The organism is Cupriavidus sp. GW823-FHT07A04 (assembly GCF_058794615.1).
Map to the genome: position 1 here is coordinate 1 of NZ_JBXAHA010000014.1, position 22,361 is coordinate 22,361.

At 64.3% G+C, this 22,361-nt stretch carries 20 protein-coding genes; 12 read left to right on the top strand and 8 right to left on the bottom strand.

Features of this window, described 5'->3' with window-relative positions; all coding sequences use genetic code 11:
* Positions 1-165: 165 nt before the first annotated feature.
* Positions 166-1,107, bottom strand: coding sequence for a 4-hydroxy-tetrahydrodipicolinate synthase (gene dapA / locus AC1Q7Q_RS23740; protein ID WP_492376829.1), 942 nt, complete (start codon positions 1,105-1,107; stop codon positions 166-168).
* 424 nt (positions 1,108-1,531) lie between these two features.
* Here dapA and AC1Q7Q_RS23745 point away from each other — a divergent pair, with 424 nt between their 5' ends.
* From AC1Q7Q_RS23745 to AC1Q7Q_RS23755, 3 genes are read left to right on the top strand one after another with little or no spacing between them, the layout of a single operon-like run.
* Positions 1,532-2,152 carry a LemA family protein gene (locus tag AC1Q7Q_RS23745; RefSeq protein WP_183035167.1) on the top strand — a complete coding sequence of 207 codons (621 nt, stop codon included), beginning with the start codon at positions 1,532-1,534 and terminating at the stop codon, positions 2,150-2,152.
* A 14-nt stretch (positions 2,153-2,166) separates the two neighbouring features.
* The gene (locus AC1Q7Q_RS23750; protein WP_492387221.1) at positions 2,167-3,015 is read left to right on the top strand and encodes a TPM domain-containing protein; all 849 of its coding nucleotides are present in this window, start codon (positions 2,167-2,169) and stop codon (positions 3,013-3,015) included.
* 6 nt (positions 3,016-3,021) lie between these two features.
* Entirely contained in the window at positions 3,022-3,525 is a 504-nt protein-coding gene (locus AC1Q7Q_RS23755; protein ID WP_492387222.1) for a TPM domain-containing protein, read from the top strand.
* On the opposite strand, the gene AC1Q7Q_RS23760 is transcribed toward AC1Q7Q_RS23755, so the two are convergent.
* Positions 3,515-4,804, bottom strand: a complete 1,290-nt coding sequence (locus AC1Q7Q_RS23760) for an MFS transporter (protein WP_492376841.1) — start codon at positions 4,802-4,804, stop codon at positions 3,515-3,517. The two genes, AC1Q7Q_RS23755 and AC1Q7Q_RS23760, sit on opposite strands and share 11 nt — an antisense overlap.
* Positions 4,805-4,881: 77 nt before the next feature.
* Here AC1Q7Q_RS23760 and AC1Q7Q_RS23765 point away from each other — a divergent pair, with 77 nt between their 5' ends.
* Positions 4,882-5,931 carry a LysR substrate-binding domain-containing protein gene (locus AC1Q7Q_RS23765; protein WP_492387223.1) on the top strand — a complete coding sequence of 350 codons (1,050 nt, stop codon included), beginning with the start codon at positions 4,882-4,884 and terminating at the stop codon, positions 5,929-5,931.
* A gap of 3 nt (positions 5,932-5,934) precedes the next feature.
* On the opposite strand, the gene AC1Q7Q_RS23770 is transcribed toward AC1Q7Q_RS23765, so the two are convergent.
* From AC1Q7Q_RS23770 to AC1Q7Q_RS23780, 3 genes are all read right to left on the bottom strand, one after another.
* Complete coding sequence (locus tag AC1Q7Q_RS23770; protein ID WP_492375052.1) at positions 5,935-7,104, bottom strand: M48 family metallopeptidase; 1,170 nt, start codon at positions 7,102-7,104, stop codon at positions 5,935-5,937.
* A 69-nt stretch (positions 7,105-7,173) separates the two neighbouring features.
* Complete coding sequence (locus AC1Q7Q_RS23775) at positions 7,174-8,271, bottom strand: YjgN family protein (RefSeq protein ID WP_492375050.1); 1,098 nt, start codon at positions 8,269-8,271, stop codon at positions 7,174-7,176.
* Between the two features lie 999 nt (positions 8,272-9,270).
* Positions 9,271-10,230 carry a phosphatase PAP2 family protein gene (locus AC1Q7Q_RS23780; protein WP_492375049.1) on the bottom strand — a complete coding sequence of 320 codons (960 nt, stop codon included), beginning with the start codon at positions 10,228-10,230 and terminating at the stop codon, positions 9,271-9,273.
* A gap of 1,430 nt (positions 10,231-11,660) precedes the next feature.
* On the opposite strand from AC1Q7Q_RS23780, the gene AC1Q7Q_RS23785 reads away from it, so the two are divergent.
* The 3 genes from AC1Q7Q_RS23785 to AC1Q7Q_RS23795 are packed head-to-tail and all read left to right on the top strand — an operon-like array spanning position 11,661 to position 14,193.
* Complete coding sequence (locus tag AC1Q7Q_RS23785; protein ID WP_150988519.1) at positions 11,661-13,037, top strand: sigma-54 dependent transcriptional regulator; 1,377 nt, start codon at positions 11,661-11,663, stop codon at positions 13,035-13,037.
* Positions 13,038-13,075: 38 nt separating this feature from the next.
* Positions 13,076-13,810, top strand: a complete 735-nt coding sequence (locus AC1Q7Q_RS23790; RefSeq protein WP_492375048.1) for a class I SAM-dependent methyltransferase — start codon at positions 13,076-13,078, stop codon at positions 13,808-13,810.
* 47 nt (positions 13,811-13,857) lie between these two features.
* Positions 13,858-14,193: a GtrA family protein gene (locus AC1Q7Q_RS23795; RefSeq protein ID WP_492375047.1), complete on the top strand. Its 336-nt coding sequence runs from the start codon at positions 13,858-13,860 to the stop codon at positions 14,191-14,193.
* A gap of 20 nt (positions 14,194-14,213) precedes the next feature.
* Here AC1Q7Q_RS23795 and AC1Q7Q_RS23800 read toward each other — a convergent pair whose 3' ends face one another.
* Genes AC1Q7Q_RS23800 through AC1Q7Q_RS23810 form a run of 3 tightly spaced genes read right to left on the bottom strand, consistent with a single transcriptional unit; the run spans position 14,214 to position 17,744 of the window.
* Complete coding sequence (locus AC1Q7Q_RS23800) at positions 14,214-15,239, bottom strand: glycosyltransferase family 2 protein (RefSeq protein WP_150988510.1); 1,026 nt, start codon at positions 15,237-15,239, stop codon at positions 14,214-14,216.
* Positions 15,232-16,512, bottom strand: a complete 1,281-nt coding sequence (locus tag AC1Q7Q_RS23805) for a glycosyltransferase family 87 protein (protein ID WP_492375046.1) — start codon at positions 16,510-16,512, stop codon at positions 15,232-15,234. The genes AC1Q7Q_RS23800 and AC1Q7Q_RS23805 overlap by 8 nt, the downstream gene beginning before the upstream one ends.
* Entirely contained in the window at positions 16,503-17,744 is a 1,242-nt protein-coding gene (locus AC1Q7Q_RS23810; protein WP_150988578.1) for a glycosyltransferase family 87 protein, read from the bottom strand. Before AC1Q7Q_RS23810 ends, AC1Q7Q_RS23805 begins: the two co-directional genes overlap by 10 nt.
* A 1,097-nt stretch (positions 17,745-18,841) precedes the next feature.
* Between AC1Q7Q_RS23810 and AC1Q7Q_RS23815 the strand changes: the two genes are divergently transcribed.
* From AC1Q7Q_RS23815 to cpaB, 5 genes are all read left to right on the top strand, one after another.
* A complete protein-coding gene (locus AC1Q7Q_RS23815; RefSeq protein ID WP_043344388.1) occupies positions 18,842-19,027 on the top strand; it encodes a Flp family type IVb pilin in 186 nt (61 codons plus the stop codon).
* A 60-nt stretch (positions 19,028-19,087) separates the two neighbouring features.
* Positions 19,088-19,345 carry a Flp family type IVb pilin gene (locus tag AC1Q7Q_RS23820; RefSeq protein WP_338404696.1) on the top strand — a complete coding sequence of 86 codons (258 nt, stop codon included), beginning with the start codon at positions 19,088-19,090 and terminating at the stop codon, positions 19,343-19,345.
* Positions 19,346-19,410: 65 nt separating this feature from the next.
* Complete coding sequence (locus AC1Q7Q_RS23825; protein ID WP_492375045.1) at positions 19,411-19,959, top strand: A24 family peptidase; 549 nt, start codon at positions 19,411-19,413, stop codon at positions 19,957-19,959.
* Positions 19,960-20,133: 174 nt separating this feature from the next.
* Positions 20,134-21,459 (top strand): DUF8689 domain-containing protein, encoded by a 1,326-nt coding sequence (locus AC1Q7Q_RS23830; protein ID WP_150988571.1) that lies wholly within the window; start codon positions 20,134-20,136, stop codon positions 21,457-21,459.
* A 43-nt stretch (positions 21,460-21,502) separates the two neighbouring features.
* Positions 21,503-22,351 carry a Flp pilus assembly protein CpaB gene (gene cpaB / locus AC1Q7Q_RS23835; RefSeq protein ID WP_492375044.1) on the top strand — a complete coding sequence of 283 codons (849 nt, stop codon included), beginning with the start codon at positions 21,503-21,505 and terminating at the stop codon, positions 22,349-22,351.
* Positions 22,352-22,361 lie beyond the last annotated feature (10 nt).

Genomic DNA, 22,361 nt, shown 5'->3' on the forward strand with positions numbered 1-22,361 from the left:
ATCCGGGTCGCTTCTTTGCCTACTTTCTTGGCGAGACAAGAAAGTAGGTCGCCTCCCCGCAGGGGAGGTGAAACTGCAGTTGCCCTTGCCCTTAAGCCGTTGAAGCTGCAGTTGAAGTTAAGCAGTCGCCCGCCCGAAAACTCGATAACTCAAACGCCCACCAAGTCAGCCAAGCAACTCGGGAACAGCCGCCCCAAGCCGCTCGCAGGCCCGCGCCAGCGCCACCTCCAGGGCGGCGCTGGCGGGCGTCATCGGCGCGCGCAGCTCATTGCGCAACCATCCCTCGCGCGCCAGCATGGCCTTGAGCGGGCCCGGATTGGGCTCGGCGAACAGCAGCTTGATCATCGGCATCACGGCATGGAAAAGCCGGCGCGCATGCTCGAGCCGCTGCCCCGCCACCGCCTGCGCGAGTGCCACGAACAGCGCCGGATACAGATGCGCAGAAGCGATGATCGCGCCCGTGCCACCCAGGCACAGCGTGCCCAGTAACTGGTGATCCTCCCCCGCCAGCACGCTCAAGCGAGCGTCGGCAATGACGGCCTGCGTGCCCTGGTAATCGCCGCCGCAATCCTTGATGGCGCGGATATTCGGATGCGCGGCCAGCGCCAGGATGGTTTCCGTCTCCAGCTTCACGCCGGTCCGGTAGGGAATGTCGTACAGCACCAGCGGCGCGGGGGCGCTGTCGGCCAGCATGCGGAAATAATCCAGCAGGCCGGCCTGCGACGCACGGACGTAATAAGGCGCGGGCGCCAGCAGCCCGGCCAGCGGCCTCCCAGCCAGCCGGCGCACGCACGCCTGCACCTGCTTCAGCTGGCTGCCCGCCACGCCCATCATCACCGGCAAGCTGCCGGCGCTGGCCAGCACCGTATCCAGAACGGCCAGTTGCTCGGCCTCATCGAGCGCGGCCGCCTCACCGGTGCTGCCGCACACCACGATCCCCGCGATGCCGCTGCCGGCGTAGTGCACCACCAGGCGGGCCAGCTCGGGAAAATCGACCGAACCGTCGGCAAATGGCGTCACCAATGGCAGCCAGATTCCTGAAAAGACGTGTTGTGCCTGCGAATCCTGTTGGACTTGTTGGGCTTGGGCTTGATCTACTGTTTGCATCGAATCACTCCTGTACGACCGGTCAATAAAAACCGTGCAGAAGCGCGCCGGGTGGCAGATGAGCCCGCGTGGGGCAGTGGGAAAGCCTGAACCTTCAAACCTGGCCTCGCCCCTGTACGCTGGTACGCAGGTGCCGCTCCGTCGCTCATCTGACGGAAGCAGCGCCCCGGTCAGACGAGCGGCTGTTTTTTGGCTTTGGCGCGCGCCGGCACCTGCCGCTGCGAGGCAGGGCAAACAAGTGCGGAAATCGACGAAACAGCGCGCATGGCAGGTTGGGGCTGAATGGGAGCACACCGTGGCAACCACGGCAGAAACGACAATCTACCGGGACGGCCGGCCTGCCGTCAACCGCACCCGGGCCGATTCGCTTGCGCCGGCCGGCCCCTGCGCTACACTGGGGACTCCACGAATTCCGGAGTCTTCGATGCGCGCATCCCCTTCCCTGTCACTGTCCTGCGGGCGCTCTGTGCTGCGCTGGCTCATGCTGGCCCTGTGCGCAAGCCTGCTGTCCGCCTGCGGGTACAACGACTTCCAGTCCAAGGACGAGGCCGTCAAGGCGGCCTGGGGCGAGGTGATCAACCAGTACCAGCGCCGCGCCGACCTGATCCCCAACCTGGTCAATACCGTCAAGGGCTATGCCACGCATGAGCGCGAGACGCTGGAAGCCGTGACCAAGGCCCGCGCCGCGGCCACCAGCATCCAGGTCTCGCCCGAGACCCTCAACGACCCCGAAGCCTTCAAGCGCTTCCAGCAAGCCCAGGGCGAGCTGAGCGGCGCGCTGTCGCGCCTGCTGGCGGTGTCGGAGAACTATCCGCAACTCAAGGCCGATGCGTCGTTCCGCGACCTGCAATCGCAACTCGAGGGCACCGAGAACCGCATCACGGTGGCACGCCAGCGCTATATCACCGCGGTGCGCGACTACAACATCCTGGCGCGCAGCTTCCCCACCAACTTGACCGCCATGATCTTCAAGTACCCGGTCAAGCCGTCGTTCACGGTGGAGAACGAGAAGGCCATCTCGGCACCGCCCACGGTGAAGTTCTGACCCCGGACATACCTATGCGCAATCCCTCTGAGCGCAGTGGCTGGACAGCCGCCATGCTGGCGCTGCTGCTGTGGCTGGGCGCGCTGCTGGCGTTCCCGGCCATGGCCGCCGGCGACGGCTTTGTCGCGGTGCCGCCGCTCACGCAGCGGGTCACCGACCTCACCGGCACGCTCAGCGCCAGCCAGCGCAGCGCGCTGGAAAACGTGCTGGCAGAGTACGAGCAGCAGCGCGGCAGCCAGATCTTCGTGCTGATGGTGCCCACCACGGATCCCGAGCCCATCGATGCCTACAGCATCCGCGTGGCCGACGCCTGGCGCGCCGGGCGCAAGGGCATCGACGACGGCGTGATCCTGCTGATCGCCAAGGACAACCCGCCCGGCCTGCGCAAGATGCGCCTGGAAGTGGGGCGCGGCGTGCAAGGCTCGCTGACCGACGCCATGTCCAAGCGCATCCTGCAGGACGTGATGGCGCCGCACTTCCGCCAGAATGATTTCTATGGCGGCATCGCGGCCGGCGTCTCGGCGATCCAGGCCACCATCGACAAGGAAGCCCTGCCCGGCCCGCAGGCCGGCGCCAAGGCCGCCCAGAGCGGCTCGTGGACCGACTGGCTGCCGGTGCTGTTCCCGCTCGCCATCATCCTGTTCTTCTTCATCTCCGCGGCCCGCCGCTCGGGCGGCTCGCGGATCGTGACGCGCGGGCGCGGCTGGGACGCGGCTGCCGGCGGACTGGGCGGCACCCTTGGCGGTCTCGGGGGTGGCGGCTGGGGACGTGGCGGCGGTGGCTTCGGAGGAGGTGGTGGCGGTGGCTTCGGTGGCGGCGGCGGCGGTGGCTTCGACGGAGGCGGCGCCTCCGGCAACTGGTAACGACACATGCCACACTTCAAACGCGCCCTGCGCCATCTCGGCACGCGCCCCGGCGCCGCCAGCAAACTCTTCCCCGCCGACGCCCAGCAGCAACTGCAGCAGGCGGTGCGCGCCGGCGAGCAGCGGCATCACGGCGAAGTCCGTGTCGTGATCGAATCCAGCCTGCCCTTGGCGCTGGCCTTCTCCGGCACCAGCCCGCGCGCCCGTGCCCGCGCCCTGTTCGGCGCGCTGGAGGTGTGGAACACCGAAGGCCACACCGGGGTGCTGCTTTATATCAACCTGGCGGATCACGCGGTAGAGCTGCTGGCCGACCGTGGCATCGATGCCCGCGTGGCCCCGGAAACCTGGCGCGCCATCTGCGGCGAACTCGCGAGCGGGCTGGCCCGGGAGCTATCGGTCAAACCCGTGCTGGCGGCGGTGGAAAAGATCCACCATCAGCTGGCGCAGCATTTCCCCTCGGGCGACCGGCCCAATCCGAACGAGCTCGACGACCGCCCGGTCATGCTGTAGCGCTGCTTGCGCGACGCGCCCCCAGCATGTACCACAGCGCGGCCAGTACCTGCAGCGCCACCAGCCCGCCCCACACGCTCAGGTGCGCCGCCTTCGGGTAGCGGCCCGCATCGGCGGGCCAGAGGTCCAGCACCAGCCCGATGCCAACCTGGCAGGCAAAGGTGGACAGGAACACCGTCAAGGTCAGCGCCGTGGTGGCGCGCCCGATCAGCGCATCGGGGAAGCTGCGCGCCAGCACGGCATAGGCCAGGATGCCGCTGGAGCCGAACACGCCATAGGCCGCCCACAGCAACGCCGGCGGCAGCGGCACACCCGCCATGATCAGGCACTGGATCACGATGAACCCGCTCATGCCGACGCCGGCGAAGGTGTAAAGGCTCACGCCGGCACGCTCAAGATGGCGCGCGGCCCAGCCGGCGCACACGCAGCCGCCCATCATGGCAAAGCCGATCACCGACACCAGGCGAGCGCCCTGCTCCGGCGAATAGCCGGCCACGTCCCGCAGGAAGGCACCGACCCACAGCGTCTGCACCGCCAGGAACACACCTTGATTGAGCAGGGCCAGCGGCACCACGCGCAAAAAGCGCGCATTGCGAAAGACTTGCCAGGTGCCGCGCAGCTGTTCGGCAAGGCGCTGCTTGCCAGCGCGGCTGGTCTCGGGGGCGCCGAGCCACAGCAGCGCCGCCATGGCCAGCGTCAACCCGGCCAGCCCATAGCTGACGGTGCGCCAGTCGGTCCACGACAGCAGCCAGCCCAGCGGCGCGCCCACCACGACGGCGCCCAGCCCACCGATCGCCATCACCACCCCATTGAGCAAGGGCATGCGCGACAGGGGGAACCAGATCGACAGGGCCTGGATGGCAGCCCCCAGGCAAACCGACACGCCCACGCCGATCATCAAGCGCCCTGCCGCCAGCGCGGCCATGCTGGTCGCCGAGGCGAATACCAGCGCGCCAGCCACCGCCACCAGCAGCAATGCCGCCTCGGTGCGACGCGGGCCAAAGCGGTCGAGCATCAGCCCAGCCGGTAACTGGGCGCAGGCAAACCCCAGGAAGTAAAAGCTGGTCAGCAGCCCCAGGTCGGCGGCACCCAGCCCCATCTCGCGGATCAAATGCGGCGCGAAGCCCAGGTTGACGCCCCGGAAGATATAGGAAACCAGGAAACCCAGCGAAAAGATGCAAAGCACGCGCCAGCGGGCAGCGGCCAGCGCAGGATCGCCAGCCTGGGAAGCAGGAGACGGCGCCGCAGCGGCAGGGGTGGATACATTGGCAGAATTCATGCCTGCATTGTCGTCAGTCGCCGCGTGCAACACCAACGAAAGATACCCGCCGCAATTGTGAGTAGAATTTGACGGCAATGAGCTCCCGACCCCCGAAACCCATCAAGCCTGGCCTGTCCGGCCAGCCCAGCTTGCCCACCCGCCCGGCTGAACCCGCCCCGCCGCCCGAGCCGCTGCGCTCGCAGCGCGCGCCCCACCTGCCCGCGCTGCAGGCACTGCGGGCGCTCGAGGCCGCGGCCCGCCATCGCAGCTTCTCGCGCGCTGCGGAGGAACTGGCGCTGACCCACAGCGCCATCAGCCACCATCTGCGCGCGCTGGAGGACAAGCTGGGCACCAAGCTATTCCAGCGCACCGGCCACCTGATGATGCCCACCAATGTGGGTGCGCGGCTGGCCGAGCGGATTCGCGACGGGCTGGCGGAACTGGAAGACGGCCTGCGCGAGGCCAGCAATGGTGGCGCCCCGCAGGTGGTGCGGCTGGAAGTCAGCGTCATGGCCGACCTGGCCAACGCGTGGCTGATCCGCCGCCTGCCGAGCCTGCACGCGGCCCTGCCAGGGCTTGACTTGCACCTGCGGCTGCACGCCGAGATCACGCCGCCCGATCCGTACTCGGTGGACGTGGGGATCTGGCACCAGCGCGTGGACCTGCCCGGCTTTGCCTGCCACAACCTGATCGAAGACCATGTCATCGCGGTAGCCAGCCCGGCACTGCTCGCGCGTTACCCCGGCTTCACGCTGGCCGACCTGCCGCGCCTGCCAATGCTGCGCTTCGCGCTGCGACCGTGGCGCGACTGGCTGGAAAGCGCCGGCCTGCCTGGCACGGAACCCGAGCGCGGACCGATCTTCCAGGACGCCGGCATGATGCTGCAATCGGCAGTGGCAGGACTTGGCGTGGCCACCGCGCGCCTGCAACTCGCCAGCGACTACCTTGCCAGCGGCGAACTGGTGCAGATCGGCACCACCCGCATCCCGTCCAGCCTGCATTACTGGGTGACCTGGCGCGAAGGCAACCCGCGCGAGAAGGCCATCCTGCGGTTCCATAGCTGGCTGCAAAGCCAGGTGGCGGCCGTCGCCCTGCGCGCGCCGCTTGCTGCACCTCAGCCCAATGCACCGCAGCCGGGCGCCTGAGACTTAGCGTCCGGCCGCCCGCAGCGCCTCGATGCGCTCTCGCGTGAGCGGATGGGTGGAGAAGAAACTGTCGCCATCGTCGCCATCCCCGTTGTTGCCGCCATCCTCCGCGGCACGCCGGCTGCGGCGCTCCCGCTTGGTTTCGCGCTCGCCGGAGGCGGCTGGCGCGCTGGCGTCACCCCCGCCGTCGGCCTTGGCCGCCTGGACTTGCGCTTGCCGGGCGTGGGCGTCCTCCAGCGCCTGCAAGACGTCGGCAAACGCCGACACCGGCAAGTGGTTGCGCTGCATGACCTGCACCGCATACGCATCCGCCGCGCGCTCATGGTCGCGCGAGTAGCGCAGGGTCAGGATCGCGGCGGGCACGCCTGCCAGCACGGTGGAATAGTCACCAAAGAAATAGGCCGCCAGCGCGCCCACCGCCGAGGCCTGGAGGATCTGCTGCAGGCCATGGCGCTCGGCCACGTGCCCGGCCTCGTGGGCGAGCACGCCCATGAGGCCCGGGCCCACACCGGTCAGCTTGACGAGTTCATCCGTCACCACGATGGTGCCGCCCGGCAGGGCCAGCGCGTTGGGCCCGAGCTTGCCGCCGTGGCGGAACAGGATCTTGTACTCGTGGCCCGGATCGGCCGGGCGCACCAGCGCAGCGAAGTCGGCGCGAATCCGCTGCTGCTGCGCCTGCGGCAGGGCCGAGGGCATGAGCAGGCCCTGATCGATGCTGGCGAGCGTGGCCTCGCCGAGGCGGGCTTCCAGCGCCGGCGGCACGCTGCGCGCCACCATGCCGGCGCCCCAGGGCAATACGTAGAAATATCCCAGCAGCAGCGCCGCGGCCAGACCCAGCACCGACAGCAGCGCCAGCCGCCAGCTGTTCTGCGCACGCACCACCCAGCCCTCGCGGTGGCCGCTGGCGCCCAGCAATGCGGCAAAGCCGGCGTGGTCGGTGACCTCGCAGAAGGCGCCGTCGGCAAACGTGACCAGGCGCGGCGCGCGCTTGACCCGTTCGGAGACGCGCAGCGCGGCTAGCGGCGCGCGGCGCAGCACCGTGCCATCGGCTTCGCGCAGCACCGCATCGCGCCCTTCGATGGACAGCATCACCCGATGGGCACGCGACGAGCGGCCGTCGAAGTAAGTGGCGGCTACCGGGGCGGTGGCCGTGGCGTCGGGGATATCCTGCATCAAGGCCTTGGTATCGAAGTAAACGAAGCTGGCACGGCGATGACTACGATGACTGTGGTCACAGCGCGGTCACAGTGCGATGTCGATGTCGTACCAGTCCACCGCGGCGTCGCCCAGCGCGCCAACCTGCTGCGTCTCGCCGGCCACGAAGGCGTCCAGCGGTCCCGCCGCGAGCATGGTCATGCTCTCGATACGGTAGCGCATCGAACGCACGCGCGCGAACGGCAGGAACAGGCCCAGCGTCAGTGCATTGGCGATCATGTTGGTGGCGAAGATAAACAACAGGCGGCCCGCCTTGACCTCGCTGCGAAACGCGTGCGGCGCCAGCGTGGTGTGATTCCATACCAGGTTCTGCAACCGCGCCATGAAGAAGGGGCCGATCGCCATCATCGCCACGAAAAAGCCAATGACAGCCATGATCGCCGCCACCACCGGCGCGCCCATGCCCGCCCCCATGCCAGCGCCAATCCCGGCGCCGATGCCCCTGCCCAGCATGCCGCCGACCACGCTCATCCCCACCACGACCGCCACCATCATGCCGAATGCGCGCAGGTAGACGCCATAGAAGCCGCCCGCGCTCGCGCTGATGCCGAAGGGCGCGGTGCCGAAGCGGGTGTTGTCATGCTGGTATTGCTTGAAGCGCTGGTGCGCCAGCGGCGCCAGCGCATAGAGGCTGAGCACCGTGAGCACGGGCCAGAGCAGGAACACCTTGTAGGCCTGGGCATCGCTCCCGGTGAAGGCGAAGCGCAGGCCGCGGTAGCTGGAGTTCGCCATGCGAAAACGCAGGGACCGTACCAGCAGCAGCGGAAACACCACCGCCACAGCCAGGCCCAGCGCCAATGCCAGGAACGGGGAAATGTGGCTGGCAAGCTGGAACACCATCGCCAGGCCAAACACAATGGCTCGGCCCTTGAGGATGGCCGAGGCACGGCCGTGGTAGTCGAAGCTCGCGCCGTCCAGCCGCGTGTTGCGGTAGAAGTACTGCATCGTGCGAACCTTGGCCCAGGCCGAATAAATGCCCAGCGTGACAATGGTCAGCAAGGTATTGACGATCCAGATGCGGAAAAACTCGGAGCCCGAGCCGATGAACTCGAACCGCAGAGGACGCACCGTGGCGGCCGGCTGCTCATATGCCGGCGCGTGGAACGCGTTGTTGTCTAGCTGCATCCTGCTTTCTCCCGTGAATTGTGCAAATTGGCGATGCGCCGGCTAACCGCGGTGCCCGCACGCCGCGCGACGATATCTCTTATCCCGGCATAGCGGCCAGCAATGTATCAGGAATGCAACCAAATCGATCGTATTCGCCCGGCATGGCAGGAAGTTCCCTACTCATCCAACAGGGCGAGGAAAAGCCTTGGCCAATGTGAGTTAGCCCACATTCACCCACCGATCCGGCTACATCTTTTGTCGCCGGCGCATGCTTTTGGCGCGTGCGGTACGCCGCTAGCCCTCCCCCCGGCAGTCGGTGGGCACCATTGTGCACAGCCTATTTGCGCGGGGTTGTATCACCACTGCAACGATTCGCACGTTCGTGCGACGACTGCTCCACCACCCGAATACGTTCTCACGAATACCCTTTGGATTGTTCCCGGGCGACGCAGCAAAGTACACCTCGCCCCTCCCTTTCGCCACTTATGGTGATCTGAGAGAAGACAGAGCGTCGCTTTTTGCCATGCCTGCCGTGCTGCGGCGCACACAACGGCCCCGAAAGCAGTAACGACATGGAAACACTTTGTTACAAGAAACGCAAAATGTAACAAGCTCGTAAATTGCATTCTTAAAAAAATCAGTAACTTACAAACCATGGCACGTTCGTCGCTCTTGTCTTCGTTACAAAGAGCAGAGCGACCGAAAAGATAGTCGATGTCAGCAAATACGGTACGCCAGGGATGCCAGCGACAAGGCGGTGCAAAACCACCAGCCGCGGCATCACGATAATCAAACTTGAACGGGGAGTGGAGCAGTGGCCGTGACAGGGCTTGCTTCGCGGGGAGGTTGAGCGCCGGGCCAGCGCAGTTTTCAGAATCCATGGCCCACGCCGCACACGGCAGCAGAAACGCTGCCGGTGCGGCGATTTCTATCTGCTTTGCAGTTCTTTCAGGCGCGGGCTCGGTTCCAGCGGGACGGCGGAACCGGCCCGCCGCACTATCTCGCGGCTCCGGAAGGTCAGAGAGGCTGCGGCTGGGCGACGTGTTGGTCGAGCACTTGTGGTTTGGCCGCTCTGCATACGCGCAGCAAGCCTGCCGTAAGGGCCCACAATCCCACGCCAGCCACGACGTCCACGAGGTAATGCCCCCCCTCCGTCGGCGTCGACAGGATCATCGCCAGGTTCAACAGGCATGCGACCACGAACCCGGTGCGGGTCCAGCGCATCGTTTGCACAAAGATCAGCGCCATGGCGGTGTGATAGGACGGAATGGACACCAGCCCCTGTACGTGCGCGAGATCGAATACCTGCATCGCTCCGGCACGTAATACGTTGAAGTGTGAAACGCTGGCCATCTCGGCGGCGCTTGCTACGCCGAACGAGACGTAAGCCCCGGCGGCTGGCCAAGGGGCGGCAATCAGCAACAGCAGCGTGCACGAGAGAATCATGTTTGACATGAACTCACGCAAATGTTCGGCCCGCCCCGCCAGACCGGTCAGCATGGGAACCACGAGCAGCTGAGCCAGGCCGCTGGCGTAAGCCAACTGCAGAAAGAGAGTCACTGCGGGCCGCGCCCTGACCCATTTGTAGACCTGCGGCCAGTCAAAACCCAACAGCTTATCCAACTCGGCCAGCCTGGCATCCACCAGAGGCGGGGCCAGCGTGATCATCAAATAAGACATCACGCTCATGATATTGGTGAAGGCCACCAGCAGAGCGCCACATTGCGCCACTAACGCCAGCCGCCGATAGTGCAGCCCGCGCGATGTTGCTGTCACGCGCGGCATGCCCGCGATCAAGCTGAGAATCAGCGCAATGGCGGCAAGCATCGCCACGGCCCTGCAGATGGCAACGAAGCTGGCATGGGCCACGGAACGCCCGCTTACCGCGAGCCAGATCGAATCCAGAACCAGAAACCCGAGCACGATCATCCATCTGATCGCGTCACCGCGCGTGAAGACCCTGTCGCCAATTTTCATTTTGCAGCCCCTCCCCGGACTCATCCAGCTGCGCGCCCCGCTCGCTCGTCTCAGGCGAGGTACTGGATGCAAGATAGCTTAGTCGGGCTGCGTCCGGCATCGACTCTACGTGGGACTACCAAAGTACTAGGCGCCCAAGTATCGCTCCCTGACCGCCGGTTGCCTGGGGCAATTCCGCCGAGGCACCGTGCCTTTGCAGATCCGGGCCCGTTTTCACAAATGCAACCGATCCGCGTGATACCGGCGATTTATGTAAGGCATGCGCAACTCATCCATACAGATGAGTCCGGCCCGCGTTCTGGCTTGTGAAAAGTACGTCGCGCGCTATATCGTCCACCCTTCGGACTACGATCTTTGTCGTTAGTAAGAATCTCTCGTACTTCCGTTCTCATCGGTACGTGCCACTGCTAGTTCTTTCCAGCCCTCGCACCGAGTACCGCCGGAGATACGCATTTTCAGAAATGCAACCATTTGACCCGCTGATGCCGGGATAGCGCTACCGCAGGCCACGTGCCGGCAATGGGAGAGCACGCATCCGGGACGGAAGCACGAGCTTGGAAATGCGAAGCAGCCGTTCCATCCAACAAGCTCAAGGTGCTAGAACTTCGCATTTCACGGTCGGGCGCATACTGAAACACAAGATTCGCAGGCCGATGCGCAGTAACACGGGAGAAACATTCTGTTACACACTTGCGTTGGCAAGCAACGCGCTCATTACCGGCCCTGTTAGTGAAATCAATGACTTAGCAGCGTTGGCACGTTCGTCGCATTTATGCTTCGCAGAACATCTGATCGGACTAAAGCCGCAAGCCAGACCACAACAACCGGCACCGCCTTGCAACCACCAAGTCCGACAACAAGGTTATAAAAAACCCGCAAGCCCAGGCGGGATCAGGGGAGGGGCTCAGGCGCAGGGCCGCGCCAGATAACTACACGGCCCAGGCAGGACAGGCATGCGCAAACGTGCCTGCCCGATGATAGGCAGTTGCAGTCATTTCAGGCGCGGGTCGATCCGTCAATGGTCAGGATCGACCCGCGGCACCTGCGCAAGGCGCGATGCACAGTCCGTGACGCGCCGGGTGCGGGTGCTCCGGCGGGCTTTGCCCGTTGGCAGGGTTCCTGAAGTCAGGTGGGGACGGGAGGTCCACCATGCGAGTCGGGTCCGGGGAGCTTGTCGGCATTATGCCGACGTTCAATTTTCACCCTCGTTCGTGACAAGCTGGCATTCGTGCTTAGCCAGGTGCGGTGATCGAGCCGGGCCCGATGTGGCCCGGCCCCCGAGCGCCACGCAGCTGGCAAACTGAAGACCCTCCATTCCCGAAGCCGCGATGCGCTGGATCAGGCATCGCCCTTCAAGAAGACCGCGAACTAGAACAAGTCCGGAACGGACACTAGCTCGCAACAAGAAGAAGAGATCGGGGGAGGGTTATATGACCGCGTACGTCAATCGTCCGCTGCTGTATCTGTCGCAGCATCACGACGCCATGCGTTGCAGGTTCCTGGCGCAACAAGGCTGGAAGCTGATCTTCGCGTCAAACCAGCGAGAGCTCGACGCACTCGCCCAGGACACGCAGCCCATCAGCGGGCTCCTCGATATACACAGTGGATTCAGTGACGCCGAACTCGAGTCGTTCGAGCCTTGGCTCGCTCAGCCGAACATGAGTTGGGTCGCCACTGTCACGAGCAAGGAAGCGCTCTCGGATTCAGCGCGCCGTTTGCTCGGGCTGCACTTCGTCGACTACTACAGAGATCCTTGCGATATGTCGGCGCTGGCCCATTCCCTGGGCCACGCGGTCGGCATGGTGCAGCTGCGCCTGGAGGCCTCGCATCCACCGATCCCGGCGAGCGGCCTCGACGGCATGATCGGCAATTGCGCTGCCATGCAAAGCCTGTTTCGCGGCGTAGAGAAAGTCTCCAGATGGGATACGCCGGTACTCATCGCCGGCGAATCGGGCACGGGCAAGGAGCTAGCCGCCCAGGCGATCCACCGCGCCTCCCGGCGCGCCGGGCAGCCTTTCGTGGCAGTCAACTGCGCGGCAATCCCCCCCACCCTGCTCATGTCGGAACTGTTCGGCTACGAGCGCGGCGCCTTCACCGGAGCCCTCAAGCGCAAGCCCGGGCGCATCGAGATGGCACACGGAGGCACCCTCTTCCTCGACGAGATCGGGGATATGCCGCTCGAAAGCCAGGCCAGCCTGCTGCGCTTTCTGGAAACCGGCCGCATAGAAAGGCTGGGCAGCACCGAGTCGATCACGGTCGATGCGCGCATTGTGTCTGCTACGCACGTCGATCTCGACGCGGCAGTTGCGGCAGAACGCTTCCGCGGCGACCTCTATCACCGCCTGTGCGTGCTGCGCGTGAAGCAGCCGCCGTTGCGCGAACGGGAAGGCGATATCACGCTGCTGGCCGAGCATATCCTGAACAATATCCGCTCGCATTCCCCGGATCATATCAAGGGCTTCTCGCCAGCGGCGCTGCGCGCCCTCAGTGCGCATGACTGGCCCGGAAACGTCCGCGAGCTGATCAACCGTATCCGGCATGCGGCAGCCATGTGCGAGAACGGCGTCATCACACCGTGCGACCTGGACCTGCAACCACCTCCCGAGACCCGCCCCCAGACACTGGCGGAAGTGCGCGAGGCGGCGGAGCTGAATGCCGTCAAGGAGGCCTTGCAGCGGCACCACGAGCGGCTTATCGACGTGGCCGCCGAACTAGGGATCTCGCGAGTCACACTGTTCCGGATGATGCGCGAGCACAGGCTTCAGGTGAGAAAGGGCGGGTTGGGCATGGTTTGCCTGCAAGGCTAGTCCAATGCCAGAAAGCGCGTTAGTACAGGAGCAAAGCCATGTCGCCCAATGCCTATCTTGAAATGGCGCAAACCGAAGCCGCTCACTGGTGGTTCCGCGGCCGCCGGGATATCGTCGCAGCCATGATCAAGCGCCTGCGCTTGCCGGCCGACGCGTCCATCCTCGAAGTGGGGGCCGGCACGGGCGGCAATCTCGCCATGCTTTCCCGCTTTGGCAACGTGAGCGCCGTCGAAATGGATGCCACCGCGCGGCAAATCGCCGAACAGAAGACGGCGGGCCAATTCGATATCCGCGGCGGCAGGTGGCCCGACGATATCCCATTTTCCGCGCCGGGCTTCGACCTCATCTGCTTTCTGGACTGCCTTGAGCATATCGCCGAGGATACGGCCTCGCTTGTGAGCGCACGACGCATTCTGAAGCCAGGCGGCGCGGTGCTGATCACCGTGCCAGCCTATCAGTGGCTCTGGAGCCAGCACGACGAATTCCTGCACCACCAGCGGCGTTACAGCCGGCAGGCGTTGCGCGCAACCGTCAGCGCCGCGGGCCTGGAACTCGAGCGGATATCGCACTTCAACGCGCTGCTGTGCCCGTTTGCCATTGCCGCACGCCTCAAGGACCGGCTCAGCGGCAGCCTTGCCTCGACGGGCAGCGCGGTGCCCGCAGCACCGCTCAATGCCCTGCTGCACCGGATATTCTCCGCGGAACGGCATTGGCTCTCGATGTCACCTCTGCCCTTCGGCATCTCCCTGCTGGCTGTTGCCCGGCTGCCGTGAGCGCACGGATCGATCGCGCCGGTACAACCCGGCTTATGCGCTTCGCCTTGTCAGGTGTCGCAGCGACCCTGCTGCATGTGACAACGGCCTCGACACTCATCGCCTGGGGCTCGGCGTCACCCATGCTGGCCAACGGTGTTGCCTTCATCATGGCAACGGGCTGCTCCTACCTGCTCAATACACTGTGGAGCTTCTCGAGCCGGCTGCACCGCAAGAACCTCGCGCGCTTTCTTGTTGTATCCGCGCTCGCGCTGATCCTCACGGTGCTCATCTCCTGGGCCGTCCAGGCAACGGGGGGCAGCTACTGGATCGGTTTGCTGGTGATCGTCATGGTGGTGACGCCCTTCAGCTTCCTGATGCATAAGATCTGGACCTACCGATAAGCTGCCCCCAGCAACATGCATCACCGCTCCTGGGATACTCGCCGCACGCTGGCCAGGTTGACCACCCGCTTGCCGGCGGCAAGCTGCCCCGTCTGGCGCCGTTCCTGATAGCGACGGCGCACCAGGTAGATGGGCCGCCCCTTGGCTTCGTAGTAGATGCGGCCGACATACTCCCCTACCACACCGATGCCGATGAGCTGAACTCCGCCAAAGAACAGCAGCACCGAAAGCAAGGAGGCATAGCCGGGCACCTCCACGCCAAGCACAATCGTGCGCGCAATAATAAAGATGCCGTACCAGAAAGCGATGGAGGCGATCAGGAACCCCAGATACGTCCATACGCGCAACGGCAGCGTGCTGAAGCTGGTAATGCCCTCCAGGGCGAGATTCCACAAACGCCAGCCGGAAAACTTGGAATGCCCGGCGTTACGCGCCTCACGCTCGTAGGGCACAATCACGGTCCGATAGCCCACCCAGGCGAACAAGCCTTTCATGAATCTCCTGCGCTCCGGCAACTGCTTGAGCGCATTGACGACCACGCGGTCCATCAGCCGGAAATCGCCGACGTTCTCCGGCAGCTTCAGTTCCGACAGATAGTTATGCACCCGGTAGTAGGCCAGCGCCGCCGTGCGCTTGAGAAACGAATCGCACGAGCGGCTCGCGCGTTGTGCGAGGACGACCTCGGCCCCCTCCCGCCAGCGCGCAACCAGGACGGGAATCAGGCTTGGCGGATCCTGCAGGTCCGCATCGATCGGGATGACCGCATCGCCAAGCGCCTCATCGATCCCCGCGGTAAGCGCGGCTTCCTTGCCAAAATTCCGCGTCAGGTCGATCACCCGCACGCGAGCGTCCCGCCGCGAGATCTCAAGCAGCCTTTCCAGCGTGCCGTCGTTGCTGCCATCATTGACGCAGACGATCTCGAACGTGGCCGCCTCGATCGATTCGAGTACTGGCACAACGGATTTGAAGAACCCTGGAATAGCATCGCGCTCATTGAAAAATGGCACTACCAGAGAGATCTGTTTGCTATCGTATTGATCAATCATGACCCACCTCCCCCACCCGCGTTTCATTGTTGTGGCACGGCTCCGGGTTCTGAACTCGCTCCGTGCGGATTCGACGGACTACATGAAACAACGTTGCCAGGATCGCAAGCGGCATGAACTGGAATCCGATCGCCTGGACAACAAGCAACCCGAGCAGTGGCGTGAGCCAAAGGACGAGTAGCAACTCCTTCTCCCAGCGCATCCATCCGCGCTCAATGGCATAACCGGTAAGCCAGAGAATCACGAAACCGAGAAATGCGAGGTCGTAGTCGTAGAGATAAGGACTGAGCATCAGCGTGGCCGCCATCAAAGCGCTCGCCCGCAGCGGGAAACTGGCCGGCCTGCACCACGCATAGATCACGACGCCGGCGGCAAGGGCCGCCACCATGGCATGGATGCCATAGGAGAGCGCGAGATTGCCGCCCAGCAATCTCATCAAGGCAAACACTGTCGGCATCCGGACGAGCTTTGCCTCGCCGCCCTCCACCGCGAGGCGTGCCATATCCGCATTGGCGAGGAATGAGAAAAAGGTCTCCGTGCCGAACACCGAAGCGCTCAAAGCCAGCAGCGCGGCTGAAGAAGCCACCATGGCTGCCAGCGCCTTCCAGGCCCGGGCACAAACCAGTGCAAGCGGGAACAGCAACGCCAGGTGCGGCTTGATGGTCAGGATTCCCATCACCAGCCCGGCAGCAACCGGGTGACGCCGCACCATCGTCAGCGAGAGCGCGGCCAGACCGGCAGTGAGCAGGGCATTCTGCCCCGTCGCGCACACCACGGCGATACCGGGGAAGGCCATGCCTGGCAGCCATGCGCCGCGCCAGGAAGCAATGCGGCTCCCCGCCCACAAGTAGAGCGCACCGGTCGTCCCGATAAAAGCCCCGTACGCTGCGCCGAATGAAAGCAGCGCCAACGGACAGACCAGCAGCAGGAAGCTAGGCGGATATAGCCACGGAAGCGTGCCCCCGGCGGAGGCAAGGGCCGGCATCGCGGCGATCTCGACCAGCCGCAAGGTGGCATCATCGTAGGCACCCGTCGGGTTTCCGTTCAGGGCAAGCTGGGCAGCGCTCCAGAACGCGACAAAGTCGCCACCGAACAGGCTCGCATCACCTTGCCTCGACAGACAGGCACGCCAGATCCAGATCGAGAAGAAGAGAACGTAGGCGACGAGCGCCACGGCTGAGTACAGGCGCACCCGCTCGGGGTTCAGCCAGTGCTCGTCCGGCACCTGGTCGCCATCGACTGCGGCAGCGGCAGCGGCTCTCATCATGCGCATGTCACGCTCCACGCCACCTGGATGCCCGCCCGCCGCAGGATTGCGCCGGCCACCAGGATCAGGATCACGGGACCGATCTGCGGGAGCTTCATGAAGGGATTGAGAAGTTCATACAAGGGCAAGAGCCACACGGCTACCAGCAATTGCTGCTCGCCGCGCAGCCATCCTCGCCTAAGGCAGTCGCTCACCATGCCGACGATGGCAAGCCCCATCCAGGTCAGCTCATAGCCATGAAGATATGGGGTCGTCAGCATGGTGGCCGTGGCGAGCATGGCGACGCGAAGCCCTGTGGGAGTCTGCCGCAACCAGACATGGAGCAGGCCACAGATCGAAAACAAGGCAACCAGGCCCTGGGCCAGATAAGCCTGGGCGATGCTGCCGCCGGACAGGCGCACCGCCGCAAACGCTGTTGGCGAAATGAGCCACCCCTGCGGGCTATGCTCGATCAGCTGCACCCGCGCCAGTTCGGCAGCGCCAAGAAAGGCCGGGATGGTCTCCCAGCCAAACGCCACCAGGCTGGCGCCAAGCAACGCGAGTGCGGTCAGGGCCGCAGCGGCGAGGGCCCTCCACGCCCGTGCCGCGATCAAGGCAATGGGAAACAAGAGGCCGAGCTGCGGCTTGATACAGAGCAGGCCAATACAAATGCCGGCGAGCACCGGGCGCCGCTGCAGCCAGCACATCGAGAGTGCCGCTAAGCTGGCTGTCAGCATGGAATTCTGCCCCAGCAAGAGGGTCAGCAAAACCCCAGGAAACGCGACGATCGGCAGCCAATTCCCAGACCTCCAGCTCGTTGCGGAACCAAGCAACCTTAGCAGGGACGTTACATAGAGATACGCCGTGCCGGCTGAGAAGAGGAAATAACTGACCGGGAACGGCAGCAGCGCCAATGGCAGCACAGCCAGCAGGAATGTCGGCGGATAGAGCCAGGGCATAAAGAAATCGCCGCCTGAGGCCTGCGAGCCGAACGCCGCCATTACCGGGGCCAGCGACTCAAACACATAGGCATCCTGCGCAGCCCCTTGCAGCGCTAGATAGGAAGCGCTCCAGAATACGGAAAAATCCACCCCGGGACGCGCCGCACGGCCGCTCATGAAGCCGTTGCTGGCCCATCCCCAAGCGACGACAAATAGACCGAAGAACACCAGCACGACAATGCTGTAGAAGCGAACCCGGTCGAGGCCGAGCGCGCCGGACTGCGGGGATTCCTTGCCTTCGCGCGTTCTGGCCCTCACAATTCGCTCCTGTTCATGTCCTCGCAATGGCGCTTTTCTCGTGCGTTGAAAAAGGCGCTGCGCGATGCCGGTTTGCCTCTGGCTTTCGACGCACTATTTGCCGAGCATCTTTAGCTGCTTCCTGGCACGCACTCTCAGTTTCTCTTCGGGTGCCGTGGTTTTAGTCTTGTCTGAATCCCAAGATTAAACAAGCGCGCCCCCTGCCGGAAAACACCGCGTTTTACGGCTTTCCAGGGCGATAAAGGCCCAACGTTTCAGCCTTGAATCGCAAGCGAATAGCTCCCAGAGCCAGGCCTGGCGCCGAGGACGTGCCAGATCTCCGTAAGACGGGCTGCCATTTGACGTTTCTCGCCGGAAACATGCCACTTGGCGTCAGCCTCGCCGCCGTCACCTCAACCATTCGGCGGATCTGCCGGGCCTCGCGTCCGCGTGCAGAGGCTGTGCACGCCCTTTGCAATGCCCATTTGCGGAAAGTCATCCTTCCTTCCTAGCGACTTAGGACTAGGCGGATCGGTCACGGCTCATCCATAGGCCGCTGTAACGCGTCGGTCGCCGCGCCGCACGTTTCCACGCAGCAACGACGATGCCGACGCAGACCCTGGCTGGCACGCTCTCTGCGCGCCCGCCCTCCCGGAGACCCTTTGAATTCAACGAATCGCGGTGGGGTGGCCCAGCTTTTGCCTATGGTCTGGCATACGGCCCCAGGACAGCTCCAGCTGGATGCCGAGGAAGCGGAGGCACGCATCAACGGCGCCGAAGCCCGACAACGAATCAGCTAAATGAACTTACGCCATGACTGCTGACCGCCAACACGCCGTGCCCGCTGTCCATCCGGAAGCCGCAAGGACTATCTGGAGGGACGGCACACCGAATCGCCTGCCAGGACCACCCTCGCAGGCGCTGGTGAAGGGCATGCTGGACGGGATCCGGATTGCCGCCACGCATAGCGCCGCCATCTCTCGGCTTTGTCGCGAACACAAGGGTGGTAAGTGGCCGTTCCACGCCTTCGCAATCTGCGGCCCTCCGCAACGAACAACCCTCGCCCGTAGTTGATTTTCATTGCATCAAGTTTTTTCCCGACACCGAAGGAGATTGCCATGAATACCCTGATCAACAACATCAAGCGCTTCGCCAACGATGAAGATGGCGTCACCGCCATTGAGTACGGCCTGATCGCAGCACTGATCGCCGTCGTGATCATTGGTGCGGTCACGATCGTCGGCACGCAGCTCGCGACCACCTTCAACAAGATTGGCACTTCGCTCACGTCGGCTAACGGCTAAAGCGACGCGGACGGGCTCTTCAGCCCGTCCGCACCCCGCCTTGGCCGAGGCGGAATCACGATGGCACACGGTGGAAAGGGGGGCTTCACGACACGAGCCATCCTGCCCAATCCAACGATCCACGACGACACGGCGGACACCATGCCAAAGCTAAGACAAATGCTCAGGGAACTACATCGTGATCAATCCGGGGTGACTTCCATCGAGTACGCGTTGCTGGGTCTCCTGATCGCCGTCGCCATACTCTTCTCGGTCACGTCGGTTGGCACCAGCGTGTTTGACCTTTACCAGAAGATCGCTTCCGCAGTCACCGCTTGAGCAGGAATGCCAGGTCCGAATAACGGGCCGGCACAGACAGAACAAAAAAAAGTAGAGGGAACATCATGCTAGCCCAGTCCGCCTTACCGCAATGCGTCGGTCCATTGGTGATCGTGCTGGTCCTGACCGCAGCAGCCATCGATGCCCAGCAACGTCGCATTCCCAACTGGCTGACCTTCGGGGCGTGGCTGCTCGCGCTGCCTGTACAGATCATCATGCACGGCTGGAGCGCCGGAGCTCTGACCTGGGCAAGTGGCTGGCTCACCGGGTTCGCCCTGTTCCTGCCCCTCTACCTTCTGCGCGGCATGGCAGCCGGCGATGTCAAATTGATGGCCGCGGTGGGTGCCTGGCTGGGCGCGCCGATGGCGTTCGAGATTGCGCTGGCTACCTTCGTGGCCGGTGGGGTGTGGGCGCTGGCACTAACGTTGTGGCGTGGCAGCCTTGGTCAGTTGCGCCACAACCTTGCCTTGATGCTGACGTCGTTCGGTCGGATCAGGCCTGCGCTCACCCAGGACAGCAGTGCCAGCAACGAATCGTCATGGTCGGTCGGGTCGCTGCCCTACGGCGTGGCCATTGCCGCGGGCACGATCAGCGTGCTGTTCGCCTCCGTGTAACGACAGCCATTCGCCATGACTCACCTGAACAAGAAACTGAAATTGGACTTGTAAGGCCGTACCAGCCAATAGACGGGGGGAGCAATGATCGAACACAAAACATCGGGAACTGCGCAGCGGGCACCCACGCCAGGCATCGAAGCCGATAGCCCGGACGATGCCAGGCGCGAACAGATGCATCCGTGGCATCCCGCGCCGAGGACGGTCGCCGACACCGGCATCGACGTCACACTGCTGGTGGGACTATTGATGAAGGCGGCCTACCTGCATCGCAGCGCCATGCTCGCCCAGTTGGCCGACACCCTCAAGTTGCCCGCCATGGTGACCCACGAGATCGCCAGCATCGCGGTGCAAGAGCGCATGCTAGAGGTGGCGCGCCGCGGCACAAGCGACCTTGACGTACGCTTCCGCCTGACCGATGCGGGGTATGCCAGGGCCGCCGAACTGGTTGCGCGCAGCAGCTATGTCGGCGCAGCGCCGGTCACCCTCGACGCGTATCTCGCTGCCGTCCAGCGTCACTCCGTGCGCCAGGCATCGGTATCCAGGGACGATATGACTGCGGCCTTCGGCGACCTGGTCATCCCTTCTCACCTGCTCGACGAGGTGGGCATGGCAGTCAATACCGGCCGGGCGCTGATGCTGTATGGCCCCGCCGGCAGCGGCAAGACTTACCTGGCACAGCGCCTTGGCAAGCTCCTGCCAGGTGCCGTGCCGGTACCGCACGCGATTACCGTCGCCGGCGAGATCATCCAGGTCTTTGACCCGCTCGTGCATGTCCCTTTCGATACCGCCGACGCAGCGCTGCAGCAGCGCTCGACCGATCGCCGCTGGACCATCTGCCACCGCCCCGCCGTATTGTCGGGGGGCGAGTTGACGCTGTCCATGCTGGACCTGCGCTACGACGCCATGTCGGGCTTCTACCAGGCGCCACCGCATATGAAAGCCAACAATGGCATCTACATCGTCGATGACCTTGGGCGCCAACTGGTAGGCGTGAGCGAGTTGCTCAACCGCTGGATTGTGCCCCTGGACCGCGGCGTCGACATGTTCTCGCTGCAGACCGGCGTGCGATTCACGGTGCCGTTCGATGTGTGGCCGGTGTTCTCGACGAACCTGGATCCCCAGCAGCTGGGCGACGAGGCATTCCTGCGGCGGCTCGGCAGCAAGCTCTTCATCGGCCCCTTGTCGAGCGATGACTACCGCGAGGTGTACCTGCGCGCCACCAGCGACGTCGGACTGGAAAGTACCGAAGCGGCATTCGACTTCCTGTTGGAGGGACTGCACTTCCCCAGCAGGACACCGCTCCTGGCCTGCATTCCACGTGACCTGCTTGTGCTGGTGGCGTCCAGCGTGCTCTACCACCGCGGTCCGCCGCAGGTGACGCAGGACGCGCTGCGCGGCGCCTGGAAGTGCTATTTCGGTGCGCAGGCAGTACCCGAATCCACGCGTCCCTGCGGCATGGGGATCGCATGGCAGGCCGCGCCTCAGGCCGCCAGCTGAGTGCAGGCATGCTGTCTAACGAACAACGGTAAGGGGAGTCATCATGAAAAACGCTCGAGCAATTCTGATGCTGTTCATCGCCCTGGTCGCGGGGGTCGCGGCGGTCGTCTCCGCCTCGCGATGGCTGGTGCAACAATCTTCCAGCTCTCTCAAACAGGTCGTAGTGGCAACCGGCGACCTGAATCTCGGACAACCGCTCACCAATGCGCAACTTAGCCTGGTGAGCTGGCCAGCTGGAAGCGTGCCGCCTGGCGCGTTTGAGGACCTCAAATCCCTCGAGGGGCGCGTGGTTCGTACCAGTGTCCAACGCGGAGAGCCGATTCTCGACGCCAAGCTCGCTCCGCTGGGCACCAAAGGTGGACTCTCTGCCGTGATTGGCCAGGGCAGGCGCGCCATCACCGTACGCGTCAATGATGTGGTCGGGGTGGCGGGCTTTGCCCTGCCAGGCAATCACGTCGACGTGATTGTCAACACGAACGAGACCGAGGCCAAGGGCGCGGGCAATGGCAGCATCTCCAAGATCGTGCTGGAAAAAATCCTGGTGCTGGCGGTAGCCCAGCAAGTCAGCCGCGACGACACCCAGCCGAAAGTCGTCAATGCCGTCACGCTCGAAGTCACGCCCGAGCAGGCAGAGAAGCTCGACGTCGCCCGCAGTGTGGGCACCCTGTCGCTCGTCCTGCGCAACCAGGTCGACGTCGCCGCGGTCAGCACCGGTGGCGCCACCAAGATCACATTGCTCGGCACGCCGCCGACGGAACAGCCCGTCAAGGTGGTCACGGTCAATGCGCCGCACGCGCCGGCAAGACCGCGCCCGCTCGTAGCGACACCGGCCAGGCCAGGCCATTGCATCGGTGTGCTGGCCGGCATCCAGGGCAGTGTTGAATGTTTCTGATGGCCAGGGC